Raw genomic sequence first — 15,472 nt, forward strand, 5'->3', positions numbered from 1 at the left:
TTGACTTTTGACTTTTGACTTTTGACTTTTGTACTTGCGGGAAGTAACACCGAAAGGTGCAAAAATGAGGTAGACCAGAGTTTTTTAGCCCCTCCACTGGCGTTAAATGGGTCAAACTTTATTTCTGCGTTCAAACTATATTGCTTTCTGACAATAGCTGGCTAACTCATTATTTTAAAAATAGACAGAGGTTGCTGACTCTTCTCTATTTTCTATCCATTCAGTTTATCCTGCGTTTCATTTTATGTGTGGCCATAACGTAAAGCGCGGCGTTGACTATGCGATATTTAAATTAAACTCAGTAAGCTAGCTGTATCGTCGTAGATCGGGTTATTTTTGTTATGCATCCTTTGGTCGCTATTCATTTTCATAATGTATCTTTGTTTTCGGGTACCATTTATTTTTGGTAAGTGTACACTTATCAAATCTACATCGAATATGGATTCTTCGTGAAAGCTAATTCAGATCAAGCACGCCACTGTTGCGGCAGAGGAGGCTCAAGACCTGGCAGCGGTCGTAAACCAGGCGTGAAAACTCGTCCGGTCCGTTTGCCAGAATGGTTACTTGAGGCGCTCGAACAAATAGATGATCCTCGCCACTGCATTATTAAAGCGTGCGTTGAGCAGTACGGAATTGAACCACCACATAAGAAAGAGTCGAATGAATAAAACACAGTTTTTCGCCCATTATCTGCGCATGAATCGTAAATCGTACCTACTGGCGATTGTGTTCATTTTTCTCGTCAACTGGCTGCAGGTCGAAATCCCACGCTACATTCAATTGGCGATCGATCTGATTGAGGATGCGTCAAGCCTTGGTCATCAACAATTGCAAACCTATGTTGGTATTGTCGTCGCGATGTCAGTGCTGATGGTTGGGGTGCGAATTTTGTCGCGAATTTATGCCCTTAATCCAGGCCGAATAACGGAGGCGGCGTTAAAAAACACGCTTTTACAGAAACTAAATCGCCTTCCAAGCAGCTTTCATACTCGATTTGCATCGGGGCGACTGATCTCTATCATCAACAACGATCTCGCCGGCATCCGACTCATGTTTGGCGTTGGTTTTTTACAGTTTTTTAATGTCTTGCTCGCGTTGTCACTGACCCCCTTGTATATGTGGCGAATCTCGCCTGAGCTCACGCTTTACTCTGTGATTCCAATATCCATTGCGTTTGTTATTTTTCGCATAGGCTTTAAACGTATGAAAGTGTTCCATTTAGAACACATGCAACGCTTACAAAACTTATCAGCTCAACTAATGAGCTACTTATCTGGTATTGACTTAATTAAGAGTCAGCAGATGTCACCTTGGGTCAGGGCTGAGATCGAAAAGCTAAACCAACAACTCCTGCGTTGCCGAATGCAAATCACGCGCATCCAAGTCTTCTTTATGCCGGTTCTTGATTACGCCAACGATTTAATGAAGATCTTAATCCTAGGGTTGGGTGGGTATATGTTGATGAACCAAGAGCTGACACTTGGCGAGATCACAGCACTTTTAACATATTCGGTGTTACTGGCGATGCCATTGATGCAACTTGGCCGAATTGCCACCATTTATCAGCGAGGCATGGTGGGTATCCAAAGTGTTCAAACCATTTTGAATGCCGAAGTCCCAGAGCAAGATAAGACCGAATTGTCGTCACCCAACGTGCAACAAATGAAAGGAAAAACCTTTTCAGTTCGTCATTTGAGTTATCGATATCCGGGTGAAGACAGACTAATTCTGGATAACATTAGTTTTGACATTCCAGCCGGCAAAAAAGTCGGCGTTTTAGGAGGGATTGGGGCCGGTAAAACGACGCTCGTTAATTGCTTGAATCACCACTTAGATGTGCCTGAAGAGACTATTTTTCTTGGAGACCGGGATGTGACCACTTTTTCGCGAAATGATTTACGCCGCTACATCAAAACGGTGACTCAAGACCCCTATTTATTTTCGGCGAGCATAGAAGAGAACATCCGTTTTGGTAGCGCTAACCCGGATGTTGCAAAGCAACAAGTCGATGATGTGCTTCGATTAAGTCAATTTGCAGATGATGTGGCTCACTTTGAAAGTGGCGACCAAACCTTAGTTGGTGAAAAAGGAGTGATGTTGTCAGGAGGTCAAAAGCAACGGTTGAGTATCGCACGTGCGTTGCTTGAACCCGCAGATCTGATCATTATGGACAACGTCTTATCCGCTGTGGATTACGAAACCGAGCGTAAAATTTTAGAAGGGCTCTTTGAACGATTAGAAAATCAGTCGGTGCTGGTGGTCTCACATCGTGTCAATGCACTTGAGTACATGGATGAGATCATTGTATTGAATGAAGGCCAAATTATAGCCAAAGGTGATCATGCTACATTGCTGTCCACATGCTCATATTATTATGAAACGTGGCAACTTCAACAAAATGAAACGGAGACAACAGCATGTTAAAGGGGGTTGACGTTAAATATCTAAAGCACTTCTTTAAATTTGCTAAGAAGTACAAACGCACAGCGACACTTGGTATAGCCATGCTGCCGCTGACTGTCGTAACCAGCCTTCTTTTCCCCTGGCTTATTATTCAAGTGATTGACGTTCATTTGAGTCAGGGTGATATGGAAGGATTGATGCGTAATATTGTTTATTTGATTCTTGTTCTGATTGCCAGTTATGTCGTCGATACTACCTACTCATACAACTTGCGAAAAACAGGGCAATACACGATTACTGACATGCGTTCAGTCCTGTTTGAGAGAGTGCTTAAACTCCCTCGTCGTTATTTCGATAACACCCCAACAGGTGTGACGTTGTCTCGATTAACGAGTGATTTGGAGACGATTGGTGAATCGTTTGTGCAATCAATAGTTGGCCTAGTGAAAGACACGATAAACACGATTGCGCTCCTTGTCATGATGCTTTTTATTGATTGGCAATTGACGCTCATTGTTTTGGTTGTCATGCCTCCAGTCATGTATTTGACCGTTTATGTGCGTAATCGTCTTCGAGCGATGCACAAGATTACTCGCTCTGCTTTGGCACGAGGTATCGGGTTTCTGCAAGAAGTGTTGCTTGGTATGAATACGGTTCAGATGTATCGAGCAGAAGAGCAAGTTGAGAAAAAGTACAAAGGGTACACAGATGAGTTCTTAACCGCCCAAAAGAAGATTAACAAGTATGATGCCGTTTTATTTTCGTTTATTTCTGGGATAACGTCGGTCACGATTGCGTTGATGATTTGGTATGGCTCAGAGCAAGTGATTGCAGGCACGTTAACGCTTGGCGTACTCATTGCGTTTATTAATACGTTAGAAAAGGTATTTGTGCCTATTCGAGATTTCACCTCGCAGATTGCTTCTATTCAAAGTTCATTTGCAGCGTTTGACCATATCGAAGAGCTATTCATCGAACCAACGGAAGAAGAGGGGCGTAATCTACTGCCAAGTCATCAGGTCGAAAACCAGCTTAAGCAATTTGATCGCTTAGAGTTTAAGAACGTGAGTTTTCGTTATAAACCCGATTCGCCTTATGTGCTTAAAAACGTGTCGTTTGTGTTAGAGAAGGGACATCAGATTGCCTTGGTTGGTTCGACCGGATCGGGTAAATCAACAATCATGCGTTTGATTTCAAAAACCTACCAAGACTATGAAGGAAGCATTTTACTTAACGGTATTGAGTTGTCTGACATATCTTATGAAAACTCCACCCATTTATTCTCAATGATGATGCAAGATGTCCATCTATTCGCAGAGACCATCCAGTTTAATATCGCTCTAGGGAAAACGGGGATCTCGCGCCAGCAAGTGGAGCAAGCTGCTCGTTATGTTTATGCCGATAAGTTTATTAACCAGCTGCCAGAAACATACGATTTTGTTTTGGATAAAAATGGTTCTAACCTTTCGGTGGGACAGACACAATTGATTTCATTTGCACGTGCTGTGGCACAAGGCGGGCAAGTCATGATGCTAGACGAAGCAACGAGCTCGGTGGATTCAATCACGGAAGATTTAATTCAAAAAGCGATGCAGCGTTTGTTTAAAGAAAAGACCGTGATCGCTATTGCCCATCGTCTCAGTACCGTTCGGCATTCTGATAAGATTCTAGTGTTAGAAAGGGGACAGATTGTAGAGCAAGGCAGCCATCAAGAGCTGGTGTCTCATGATGGTATTTATGCCGGTTTATTGAATGAATCAATAGCGCAGCCAACTGGGCTGAATGGTGTGGCGTCATTGTAGGGATACTATCAATCTAGGCGTCGAGTTCGACACGCTTCGTTCAACGTGTTGTTCATGTTTTAAATGACAACTCGATTGATTTGCTCGTTGTGCATAACGGATTGGCTTAGAGCATGTTTATTCGACATGTTGAAATGTAAGGAAGAACACTAATGATTTTTGATGTATCTAGGTTAGAGAATCAAGCAAAATACCGTTTGTTAAATGGCGGTGTGACGCCACGTCCAATCGCTTGGGTGAGTACACGTTCGAACGATAACATAGATAACTTGGCCCCTTATTCGTTTTTTACCGTCGCCAGTTGTAACCCACCTGTGTTGATGTATACCCAAATTACGCAACGCAGTGGTATTGACAAAGATACGTTGCAAAATTTACTGCAAACCGGAGAGTGCGTGGTTAATATCGTTAACCATGAATTAGTCGAGAAAATGAATCGCACCTGTGCGAGTCTAGATAGCCAAGAAAGTGAATTCGATTTTGCTGGTATTGAAAGTTGTCCTAGTCATCACGTTTCCCCGTTATCGGTCATGCAATCGCCGATTCGATACGAATGTACATTAAGAGACGTCATTGAAGTGAGTACGCAACCCACGGGCGGGAAAGTCATTATGTTGGATGTTAAACATATTTATGTTCGTGATGACTTATACAGTGGAGGGCAGATTGATCAGGCTCTGCTTGATTCTATTGGCAAAATGGGCGGAGATGCTTTTGCCACTACCTCTGAGCAAATTAATTTAACTCGACCTTGATTATATTCCGGCCGTCGAGGGCAGAGGGATTAATCGAATAGCGGAGAAGGTTTAAACATAGGCGTCATCGCGCCGTGTTCATATCTGGTTTTCTATACCGGCTTGTCAGTGTTTCTTAAAGTAACGAGTGTGTTTTCAAGTTCGATATTAGTGGATGTTTTTGATTTATCTTGTAATAAGCGAAAGCGTATATGATATCCACACTTTTATATTGCAGCGTAAAAAGGTAAGTTTAGGTTGAAGCCGAAAGGTACCTAAGGCAATGATTGTCTTTTGTTTGTCCCGGAGAAAGCATGTCTACACCTCTCAATGATTGTATTGTCCCCATGTATCCTACGATTCAAGCTCTTGATGTTAATGGATTAGAGGCAGGAGAACATAAATTTTGGTTTGCAGTGGCTACCGACGCCATTGGTCATCCACAATTATTACCGGTCCGTGTCTTCAAAGGTCAACATCCGGGAAAACGAATTATGATTACCGCCGGTATTCATGGTGATGAACAAAACGGAATTTTGACGGCTCAGCAATTAGCGCGAGAATTGATGGGTCGTATAAATGCAGGTGTTGTGACAATTGTTCCCACCGTCAACTTGTCAGGTATTGTACGTCATAGTCGAGACTTTCATTCTGCCGCACCTGATAGTTCTACGTCTAACTTAAATCGCGTGTTCCCTGGTGATCCTGACGGTGACGACGCCCATAGGTTCGCGCACAGTTTGTGGCAGAATTTGTTAAACCCCAATGCTGATTTAGCTATAGACCTGCATTCACAAACATCTGGTGCGGCGTACCCACTTTATGTATTTGCAGACTACCGGCTCGATGACTCTATTCGCATGGCTCGATTGATTGACCCGGATGTGATTTTAAATGACCCAGGCGATCCAGGGATCTTAGAGACCGCCTATAATCGGTCCGGTATTCCTTCTATTACCATCGAGGTCGGTATTGGACGCTATTCTGACCACGTTATGGTAAGCCGAGCAGTGAACGGCGTTTTAAACGTGTTTCGTGCTTACGAAATGATTGATGGTGATGTACAACCTCAAACGGTGAAGTGTACGGAAGGGAATCAAATCGTCAGTATTCGGGCTAATCAAGGTGGTTTCGTGATTAGTCATGTGGCACTTCTTGAAGACGTCACAATAGGACAAAAAGTGGCCACGCAATACAACAGTTTTGGCGACGAAATTGAACATTATTATTCGCCATCTAAAGGTGTAGTGATTAGCCACAATGTTGAGTCAGTTCGAGCGCCAGGATCGTTAGTGGTGAGGTTGATTAGATAAAGGTGTGCCTCCTCATATTTGGCGGCGAAAGTGAAGCATCGTCTCGATGTTCGTAAAGAGTTTGAGTACATAATACATGTACTCAAATCAACACATTGCCAATCTGTTATTAATGAACCCCGTCAGTCGAGAAATAATATCAAATACTATTTAAGGTTCTTTCTTATTGCCCTAGGCTAGCTTGAACCTAGTCTTAGCTAAGTTCCATATTTAATGGAATGGCTCGTTACTCGGAGCTATAGATACATGGCGTTTAATGAGGAGGCGATGTAAATAAATACTTAATTCATTACTATTTAAAAATAGTTGTTTACACGTTATAAACATGATTTCTTTTCTATTATGCTTTTATATTTCACCATTGAATTTTTGATATTATCGTTTGTTTTTATAGTTGGTGTGTTTATGGCTATGGTGATATTTCCTATACCAATTGAACTAATGAACACATATCACTATCACTGAGTTTTGGTCATTTTTGGCACATGGTCGGCGATTCTCCTGCATGCTTCACAATTTCAGTGGCGTTTGGCTCTTTTTTTTGCCTATGTTGATGTATGTACTACATTAAAGTTAATTGTTTCAAATGGATGAGAATCATGAAAAATAGTCGCTTTGTTATAACCTTGAGTTTTGGGCTCATATCACTACCGGCTAGTTCGGCTGTGATTTTAGTCCCTGGTTTAAGTGATGGGAATTTGGCCTTATCAGGAGCCGGAGGTGCTGCGATCGCTGATAATGCGACTACTGCTTATACAAACCCAGCAGGTATGGCAGTGCTAGGTAAAGATGCCATCAGCGGATCGATAGGTGTCATGGCCTACGACAATGATTATTACTCGGGTTCAGGTGCCGGAGATGCACCGAATTCTGGTAGTGTGATGCCTTACGGTAATGTATTTATCGTCAAGCAACTTCATGAAAAAATTGCAGTGGGTTTGTCTCTCACGGCACCAGGTGGGGCTTCATTAGATTATGGAACGGACTGGGAAGGTAAAGCTCAGCTTAATGATGTAAGTCTAACGTCTATTCAGATAAATCCCTCTTTTTCATATCAAATATCGCCTAAATTGTCTGCCGGGCTTGGTATTGCTATTGAATATATGACAGTAGAAGAAAATGTATTTAATAAGCGAATTAATATTAAAGCTGATGATTGGAATGCAGGATTCAACTTTGGCTTTCTCTATAGCCTGACTGAAGACGATAGAGTAGGCCTTGCGTATCGCTCTGAGATCAAGCATGACCTAAGTGGAGATTACTCGTTAAATGGTGGGCAGTCTGGAACTGTTGACTTGAATATGCCTAATGCCGCTCAACTTGATGTATCCGGCTTTCACAAACTGACCAATTCGTTTGATTTTGTGTGGAATGTAGGGATGGAGTTCTGGGGAGATTATGATATTACGTATGTTTCTGTAGAGTCTGGGATACCTAAGGGCGTTTACAATCGAGACTTTGATAACGTTTATACGGTTTCGCTAGGTGGACGCTATCACTTTAACGATAAGTACCGATTAGATTTTGGTTCTAGTTATGCGACTAATCCTCAGTCTGATGATACAAAGATATATCCGGACTTGCCTGTGAATGATATTTTTAATGTTGGTATTGGTTTGAATTATCAAATTATGCCAACGCTAGCGATAAACTTTGCTTACCAATATAACGACTATGGGACGAGGAACATCGACCAAAGTCGCAGTGTAGTGGGCGTACAAGGTAAATATGAACAAAATAATCAATTATTTGCAGTTCAGCTAGATTACGATTATTAACGACCATAGCGATACTGTTAACGCTAAGCGGACGCCATAAATTTTATTTTGGATTATGCTTTACTTGGTATCTTACTAATTTAATTTATGGCCTAATCGTAGTACATGGTATTCCTTTTGAAGTTGCGGTAAAGCACAATCCCCCCCATCGATATATAAGTCCAGCAAGTTTTTGTCGTTGATCAAGAACTATTAACCAATGTTATTTTGTTTGTAGGCGATGGTGCGAAATTGGCAGTAGTAACATTAATGTTGCTTTTAGATTCGATGGAGATCTTTATTTGTGATTAGAAACAGTTTTTTATGCTTTCAGTCTTACGATTATGCAAGGTGTTTTACACACGAAAGTTCTTTAATGTGAAATATTTAATCATAGTTGTCGATAGCTTAAGGTATCAGTGATTAATGGCTGTTCTTGACCGACCTAAATGCTGGGTAGATACACTCGTTCATGCATCCTCGGCTATACAAGCTCATTACCTTGGTTATAAATATAGCTTGTAATCCAAATACTACTTGCACGATAGGTTGCAAACGACTCAGTTTTATCGGTCTTGGAGTTACTACGTAGTTGAGTCGCTAAACCAAGCGATTACACAGGTACTTGAGCATTTGTTTTTAATGGTGTCGATCGTACAACATTATCTTCTGCATAGTTGATACCTAAACATGTCGATAGAATTGGGGTTCAATATCAGTACTGCATGATGAATTATCTAAACTAAATATGTGGGTCATCGAGTCAGGTAGTCAAGTGGGCCGCATAATAATTGATACTCTTAACCACTATATTCTTAGTCACTATACTTAAATCATTATCTTTTTAGTCACGACTGTCCTTGTCGTGACTAAGAAAACATGACCGGCACCGCTAGACTAGATTAGGCTTGGAAGGGTTAGGGGTGGCATCTTTATTTAACAAACCTTCAAGTAAATGCCGTAGAGCGTCTAATGAGGTTGGTTTTTCCAAACGTCCATCCATTATCTTGTTAATCATGTCTAACTCACTCGCTCCTGATTCACCCGATAGCGCAATGATGGGTGTGTGGGGCGAGTAGGCTTTGATTAGTTGGCTGGCATCAAATCCATTCATTACAGGCATTTGTACATCCATTAAGATTAAGTCGACATGATTCGACTTAAATATGTCTACCGCTTTTTCGCCATTGTTTGCTTGCAAACTGTTAACGCCAAGCTGATTTAAGTACATCTGAACAAGCGTGCGTTGCACTTCCTTATCGTCGACGATCAGCACGGTCAGTCCTTGGCTGTTTATGGATTCCTGAAGGTTCAGTGATGTGTTGGGCTCTTGGTGTGGCTCGGTATCCGGCTGGTTTTTTTTCCAATCAGTGAAGTAAGGCGTACGAAGTGTTTCTGCTTTTGGTGCATTAGGAACAATAGGGAAATACAAATGAAATTCGGTAAATTCACCGAGTGTCGATTTACATTCAACCCTGCCACCAAATGAACGCATCACACGCTGGCAATAACCTAACCCTAAACCGCTACCTCCGCTTTTTTGGTAAGAATAAAAGTCGTCGAAGATTTTATGAGTAATGGCGTCGTCAATACCCGGACCAGAGTCTCGGAATATTAACACGTTCTCGTACGCGCCTGTTGTGGTGCTTATTTCGATTTGACTGTTTGGATAGGAGTCAAAATAATAAATAGCATTACGTATCAGGTTGAATATGACAAAGTTGAACAAAGTTTCATTCAGGTTAGCAACAAAGTCCGCATGTTGCGGTAACCGTATTCTCTCGATAATTAGGTCATTTTCAAAGCCATAGTGGCTGACCGCTTGATCGACTGCTTTGTGAATGGAGGTCATAGTAATAGGACTTTGCTCAGATGAACTATCACTGACTTCTCGTAAGATGATGTCAATCAATTGTCGTCCACGTTGAATGGCGGCTTGACCGTTTTCAATATCAAGTTTGAGCTGCTTCGTGGGAGCGTTATGGTCAATATGTTGTTTCAACACCTCAAAATGCAGTTGTACTTGAGCGAGTGGGTTACGCATTTCATGAGCAATAGAGTTTGCGAGTGCGCGGCTTTGACGAATGCGCCTGTCTGCTTCAATAGTACTTTGTACGCGAGTTAACAAAGTCTGTAGCGCGGAGATCTCTTCATTAGAGAACATTTGATTGTTGATTTTGTGCGATGAAACTAATAAATGCGTGACAGATTGTCCCTGACCGAATAGTGGCATGACCAGCGCGGTGTTATTTGAGCTCATCTTTTCATAAAGTGCTTTGATTGAGCGCTTAGTGCGCAATTTATCATTCAGTATTTCAGTCAGCTCATCAAAAACTAATACGGAGTTGTTTGAGGAAAGGTAGTCTTCGTAGAAGGCTTCATTATAGTTGCTATTGACGAGGCGCAGGTTGTCGTTTGGAATGTGTAATAGCCTGCTTAATTGCTCCATTGCGTCATCAATTGATAGCTTGAAATCATCTTCTAACGCAAGGATCTGCTGTACGGGTGTTTTCTTATTCCTGTAAATTAAGAAAGAAGCGTAGCGACTCATACGTTTATAAAGTAAATGCCAGGTTACGCCAATAAGGGCGCAGATAGGGATAGCAATCAGCCATTGGTTACTATCGGTTAGCGGGATGAATATGGCACCAAAAGGTACGACCAAAATTGCGCACACTAACAGCATATTAACGCCGAGGTAAGCGAGGTACTTCACACTGTAGAAACGGGATGTTAATAAGGCATAACCCACGAACAACATCTCACTGATGGATAACGCTGGTGGTAACCAAGTCAATGAGAAGTCGCCCATGAAATAGGTCATACCGAGATGGATGGTGGCAGTAGAAAGCATGAACACCAAGATACCCGCAATCATATAGTTGGTTCTGGCTAACGTGAGTTTGCTGCTGTTTGATCGCATTGCTACCAGGTTTATCAACGTTAAGACAACAAAGCTCACCAATCCAATAAAGAAATATGACGTGTGCGGGCCAAACTCAATGACAAACTGACTTGGACCAGTAATGTCGACGTGTTCGACCGTAAGGCCTGGATGAAAGTTGATATAGAGTGAGTAGACCGTTAGGGTGACCAAAATGACTTGTTGCCAGCGGTGGACTTTACCATTACGCAATTGTGCTGCCAGTTGACAAGAAAAGTAATAGGCGAAAGCAAACGCAAAAAAAGACGCGAGATTGGCAAATTTAGCGGCAAACATAGCAGCAGAAGCACCAAACATCGGCAATAAATCAGTATGGAAGTACGCGTTGCTGCTAATCCAAGCCACAATACAGACTGAATAGGCGATGTAAGTTACATGGTGTGTCCCCAACATGACTTCGTTCTGTTGTTTGAGCCGATAGCAATAATAGAGTAGCCAAATGACCACTACGGCTACTGTCATAAGAAGCACAATCGCTTTCGCGTAAATAAGCGCTTCTAGGTTGATATCAAACATGTTCACCCTTTGCTAGCAAGATACGCTTTCTGCTGCCACGAACCGCGTGCTTATAGCTGCGAAAATCCGTGTCACAGAAGGCTTTGGTCATCATTTCGAAATTCCAGAATCCACGATAGGTTTTTATACCATCGTTGTTTAGATCGCAATATCCAGAGTGGAAATATGCTGTTTGATCAATGGCCTGATAGAAGTTGAGCATGAACGGTTGCTCGATAATAGTGAAGCCAATTTTGTATCCTACTTGATGTAATACGCTCATGAGTTCTTTTTGAGCAAGATAGAGGAAATAAAGCTTTTGCTGAGTATTACCACTGACTGTTAGACGCAACACCTCACATACCGCCTTTTTATCTGACAATTGTAACTGGAATTGGTCATCAAATTCTGGGAGAGAGTAACATTTTGATAAGGTAGATGGTTTGAAAATGGCACAGTTCGTTAGCTGAGTGTCACCGTGAGGTGGTAAGCAGTAATGCCATTGCTCATTACTAAACTGTGCATCATAACTTAACCAAGCTGCCTTCGATGACCAGTCTTGAACGAGCGCAGAAGCGACGAGTGTGGGGAATACTTCGTCGGTAGGATGCTTTAGTAAAATAAAGTGTTTCCCCGTTTGTGAAAGTGACAACAAAGGCAGCATTTCGTACCACTTTTCACCCTGTATGAAGAGCTCAAGGTTGCTTAAAGCGATAGCGTCTTTAATTGGCATTGCTTGCGGATGACTGGGTGTCTTGACCACAAGAGGGGCATTTTCAATTTGTTCAATCAAAGCGCCATAGTACGCACTATCTTTTAGAGGGAGCACCACAGAAGAAGGGGAGTTGGCACCCAAAGGGAATTGTTTCTTGATCACGGCAATCTCGCACGCACACCAAAAATCTAACCAATGCATATAGCATTGACTCGCGACTTCTTCGAATAAAGCGCTATCTTCCGACAATGTATTTGGATACTGATGAATGAGGTCGCGATAGTCCAATAATTCAAATAGCATGGAGAGGCTCTTGTTTCTATGCGACGGAAATAGCGACAATAATTGGCTTCTACGGTAGTCAGTGACGGTTTGGAAAAGAGTCGTGCGTTCTTGTGGAAGATAATGACTAATAATGAGGTCAATTAGCGTTTCCTGTTTTTCTTCGATCGGCAGATGACGAGTCGTTAGTAAGCGTAGAGACGACATTAATTCCATTAAGTTAACACAGCCTAGGTTGATTGTATTCTAAGAGGTCGACATCAATGACTAAGATATGAGCTGGAGAATAGCCACTTAATCTAAACAATAGCAAAGTCATATGCACTGACGACGTTAAAACAAAGTTGCATAATTGTGCGCAAGTCTACTACTTGTGATTATCCTTCACAACTGACTTTGCCAAGCTTAAGTTAGTTCATTGATTACTAATATATAAACGGTTGCTGTGACAATTTTAAACGTAGTTTGTGCCTATGATATGCCGTTAAGCAATACGTTGCTGCCATTCATTTAAGGCCTCTGACAACCCCAATATCGGGTGTGTTTTTGTTGCTTTCGAAGTAAACCACAATCCTACTGTCTTGGTGGTATTTTGGCGTGTCGTTGGAACACGAATCATAAAACCGTCATCGAATTCGATCAGTCATCAGTCTGTCGTATTTGTGTCGTCAAAATGCAATTAATCGAAGTCGCGTCCTCTTTATTGGTTTTGCCAATACTAGCTTTCCGGCAATACGATTTGCCAATCGGCTAACCAGTACCTCGATCTCTTGAACTTTCCGACACGCGCTATTTCATGCGGTAACAAAGCACTAAAACGTCATTGTTAGTGAAGCGCACTATTTCCATTGCTAGTCAGGTCTGATTCACACGTCCTTTTCTCTGTCTTAGAGAACATAAAACGATAATTAGCAAAACCACTTGTTATGTTATAACATAACAAGTGGTTTTGCTTGATCAACTTATCGATTGTGTTTTAAGTACGTTGATTAGCTTAACTATGGAGTGAATTGCTCACCAATTACGATGGAATCGGGGTTAATTTGGATTCCATTGTAATTGGTGGATAACTTGTTAAGCGGGGTGCAAGGGCAACTCGATACCACGAGACCTAAGATTACTAGGTGTCAGTTTGTTTTACTTAAGAGAAAAACATGAATCAGAAAAAAATCTCTGTCACCGTGCTGTCTGGGTTTCTTGGGGCAGGAAAGACGACCATTATTAGCCATATTCTTAATAATCGCCAAGGCAAGCGTGTCGCCGTTATTGTTAATGATATGAGTGAAATCAATATTGATTCTATGACAGTAAAAAATGACGTCTTGCTGGAACACAAAGAAGAAAAGTTAATCGAAATGAGCAACGGCTGCATTTGTTGTACTTTGCGTGAAGATCTGCTTATTGAGGTGAGTCAGTTAGCGAGAGAGGGGCGCTTCGATAATCTGCTGATTGAATCAACAGGGATTGCGGAACCATTGCCTGTGGCTGAAACGTTTACCTTTGCTGACAGTGATGGTGTGTCGCTCTCTGATGTCGTAACACTAGATACCATGGTCACCGTTGTCGATGCCGTTAATTTTTTACGCGATTACGAAGCGGCCCAAGATTTGACTGAAACGGGTGAATATCTAGATGAAGATGATGACCGTAGCGTTACTGAGCTTTTGATAGAGCAAGTTGAGTTTGCCGATGTTTTGTTGATCAGTAAGACGGACTTGGTTACTGAGGATGATATTGCGCGATTGACTGCCATTCTTACCATGTTAAACACGCGTGCTCGAATTCTCCCAATACGTAATGGGCAGGTCAGTACTACCGATGTGTTAGATACTGGCCTGTTTAATTTTGAACAGGCACAATCTGCACCGGGTTGGCTAAAAGAACTAAGGGGTGAACATATACCAGAAACGGAGGAGTATGGTATTGCTAGTTTCAGCTACCGAGCTCGACGGCCATTTCATCCTGAAAAGTTCCATCGCTTTCTTCATGATACCGAGCGATTTGGCACATTGCTTCGATCAAAGGGGTATTTTTGGTTGGCGTCACGTCCCGATTTTGCCGGGCAGTGGAGCCAGGCGGGAGGTATTGGAAACCATGGGTTTGCTGGATTGTTTTGGAAAGCGATTCCTGAAGAAGAGTGGCCAACTGACGCTAATGATTTAAAGGCTATTCAACAGAGCTGGGTAGAGCCATTTGGTGATATGCGTCAGGAGCTCGTGTTTATCGGTCAGGGGCTGGATCAGGTCGCAATGACACAAGCACTGAATGATTGCTTATTAAGTGATGAGGAATTGTTGGCTGGTGAATCTCTGTGGCGAACCCTTTCCGATCCTTTTCCTGAATGGGAGTTTGAGATATGACCTGCCATGTTGTTGCTGATACCGATGTAAATATAACGGAACGACCATTAACGCAGGGCACTCAACCAAGCGCACTAACGGACATTTATCGTTCAGACCGTAATTTAGCAGTTTGGCAGCGTTCGCTGCCAAATGAGCTAATAAAAAATATTCAACAGATGTTGCAAGAAGGCAAGCCGTTAGCGGTCGTCAAAACCGTGACACCGGATACGGTGGCTGATTTGCTACGAGATAAGTTGGATGGATACGCTTGTGCTGATGACCTCAGTGACGACATAGCATTGATCGTAGATATGTTCTGCTGCCTTTTTGACTTGCAAGAAGTGGGATTACGTTTGACGACATTGGATACGGCCATGTGCCCCAAATTCCACGTCGATCATTTACCGTGTCGGCTTGTCACGACCTATGCGGGTTTTGCTACGCAGTGGTTAAATAACGATGATATTGACCGCAGCAAACTCGGCGCGGGTAGTGCTGGGTTGCCGGATCACCAATCAGGTTTGCTTAAAACTAATGTGTGTATTAACCAATTAAAAAAGGGCGATGTTGCGTTACTGAAAGGCAGCGGTTGGGAAGGGAATGAAGCTACGGGCGTGGTACATCGCTCACCAGAAACAACCGGGACTGAACGACGGTTACTGCTGACTTTAGATATGAGGTAGTT

At 42.3% G+C, this 15,472-nt stretch carries 11 protein-coding genes; 8 read left to right on the forward strand and 3 right to left on the reverse strand.

What is annotated here, in order from left to right; genetic code table 11:
* The first annotated feature begins 449 nt into the window (after window positions 1–449).
* The 6 genes from ACE1OE_RS11170 (at window position 450) to ACE1OE_RS11195 (ending at window position 8,030) form a co-directional block, all read left to right on the forward strand.
* On the forward strand, window positions 450–668 hold the full coding sequence (locus ACE1OE_RS11170) for a hypothetical protein (protein WP_102469133.1): 219 nt from the start codon (window positions 450–452) through the stop codon (window positions 666–668).
* Window positions 661–2,424, forward strand: a complete 1,764-nt coding sequence (locus tag ACE1OE_RS11175) for an ABC transporter ATP-binding protein (protein ID WP_449211075.1) — start codon at window positions 661–663, stop codon at window positions 2,422–2,424. The genes ACE1OE_RS11170 and ACE1OE_RS11175 overlap by 8 nt, the downstream gene beginning before the upstream one ends.
* Window positions 2,418–4,205, forward strand: a complete 1,788-nt coding sequence (locus ACE1OE_RS11180) for an ABC transporter ATP-binding protein (protein WP_449211076.1) — start codon at window positions 2,418–2,420, stop codon at window positions 4,203–4,205. The genes ACE1OE_RS11175 and ACE1OE_RS11180 overlap by 7 nt, the downstream gene beginning before the upstream one ends.
* Before the next feature lie 152 nt (window positions 4,206–4,357).
* Window positions 4,358–4,960, forward strand: a complete 603-nt coding sequence (locus tag ACE1OE_RS11185) for a flavin reductase family protein (protein ID WP_449211077.1) — start codon at window positions 4,358–4,360, stop codon at window positions 4,958–4,960.
* Between the two features lie 293 nt (window positions 4,961–5,253).
* Window positions 5,254–6,252 (forward strand): succinylglutamate desuccinylase/aspartoacylase family protein, encoded by a 999-nt coding sequence (locus tag ACE1OE_RS11190; protein WP_449211078.1) that lies wholly within the window; start codon window positions 5,254–5,256, stop codon window positions 6,250–6,252.
* 599 nt (window positions 6,253–6,851) lie between these two features.
* A complete protein-coding gene (locus tag ACE1OE_RS11195; RefSeq protein WP_449211079.1) occupies window positions 6,852–8,030 on the forward strand; it encodes an OmpP1/FadL family transporter in 1,179 nt (392 codons plus the stop codon).
* An 871-nt stretch (window positions 8,031–8,901) separates the two neighbouring features.
* Here the strand turns inward: ACE1OE_RS11195 and luxN are convergent.
* The 3 genes from luxN to ACE1OE_RS11210 form a co-directional block, all read right to left on the reverse strand.
* Window positions 8,902–11,469 carry a quorum-sensing autoinducer 1 sensor kinase/phosphatase LuxN gene (luxN, locus tag ACE1OE_RS11200; protein WP_449211080.1) on the reverse strand — a complete coding sequence of 856 codons (2,568 nt, stop codon included), beginning with the start codon at window positions 11,467–11,469 and terminating at the stop codon, window positions 8,902–8,904.
* The gene (locus tag ACE1OE_RS11205) at window positions 11,462–12,661 is read right to left on the reverse strand and encodes an acyl-homoserine-lactone synthase (protein ID WP_449211081.1); all 1,200 of its coding nucleotides are present in this window, start codon (window positions 12,659–12,661) and stop codon (window positions 11,462–11,464) included. The genes luxN and ACE1OE_RS11205 overlap by 8 nt, the downstream gene beginning before the upstream one ends.
* A 268-nt stretch (window positions 12,662–12,929) precedes the next feature.
* Window positions 12,930–13,064 (reverse strand): hypothetical protein, encoded by a 135-nt coding sequence (locus ACE1OE_RS11210; RefSeq protein WP_449211082.1) that lies wholly within the window; start codon window positions 13,062–13,064, stop codon window positions 12,930–12,932.
* Window positions 13,065–13,599: 535 nt separating this feature from the next.
* Between ACE1OE_RS11210 and zigA the strand changes: the two genes are divergently transcribed.
* Both zigA and ACE1OE_RS11220 read left to right on the forward strand, forming a co-directional pair.
* Window positions 13,600–14,805 (forward strand): zinc metallochaperone GTPase ZigA, encoded by a 1,206-nt coding sequence (gene zigA, locus ACE1OE_RS11215; protein WP_449211083.1) that lies wholly within the window; start codon window positions 13,600–13,602, stop codon window positions 14,803–14,805.
* A complete protein-coding gene (locus ACE1OE_RS11220; RefSeq protein WP_449211084.1) occupies window positions 14,802–15,470 on the forward strand; it encodes a DUF1826 domain-containing protein in 669 nt (222 codons plus the stop codon). The genes zigA and ACE1OE_RS11220 overlap by 4 nt, the downstream gene beginning before the upstream one ends.
* The last annotated feature ends 2 nt before the right edge of the window (window positions 15,471–15,472 follow it).

The organism is Vibrio sp. E150_011, from assembly GCF_053544015.1.

Excerpts from the sequence above, each read along its gene's own strand:
- ACE1OE_RS11175 (WP_449211075.1), top strand. The coding sequence starts at position 661 with ATGAATAAAACACAGTTTTTCGCCCATTATCTGCGCATGAATCGTAAA.
- ACE1OE_RS11180 (WP_449211076.1), top strand. The coding sequence starts at position 2,418 with ATGTTAAAGGGGGTTGACGTTAAATATCTAAAGCACTTCTTTAAATTT.
- ACE1OE_RS11185 (WP_449211077.1), top strand. The coding sequence starts at position 4,358 with ATGATTTTTGATGTATCTAGGTTAGAGAATCAAGCAAAATACCGTTTG.
- ACE1OE_RS11190 (WP_449211078.1), top strand. The coding sequence starts at position 5,254 with ATGTCTACACCTCTCAATGATTGTATTGTCCCCATGTATCCTACGATT.
- ACE1OE_RS11195 (WP_449211079.1), top strand. The coding sequence starts at position 6,852 with ATGAAAAATAGTCGCTTTGTTATAACCTTGAGTTTTGGGCTCATATCA.
- luxN (WP_449211080.1), bottom strand. The coding sequence starts at position 11,469 with ATGTTTGATATCAACCTAGAAGCGCTTATTTACGCGAAAGCGATTGTG.
- ACE1OE_RS11205 (WP_449211081.1), bottom strand. The coding sequence starts at position 12,661 with ATGGAATTAATGTCGTCTCTACGCTTACTAACGACTCGTCATCTGCCG.
- ACE1OE_RS11210 (WP_449211082.1), bottom strand. The coding sequence starts at position 13,064 with ATGATTCGTGTTCCAACGACACGCCAAAATACCACCAAGACAGTAGGA.
- zigA (WP_449211083.1), top strand. The coding sequence starts at position 13,600 with ATGAATCAGAAAAAAATCTCTGTCACCGTGCTGTCTGGGTTTCTTGGG.
- ACE1OE_RS11220 (WP_449211084.1), top strand. The coding sequence starts at position 14,802 with ATGACCTGCCATGTTGTTGCTGATACCGATGTAAATATAACGGAACGA.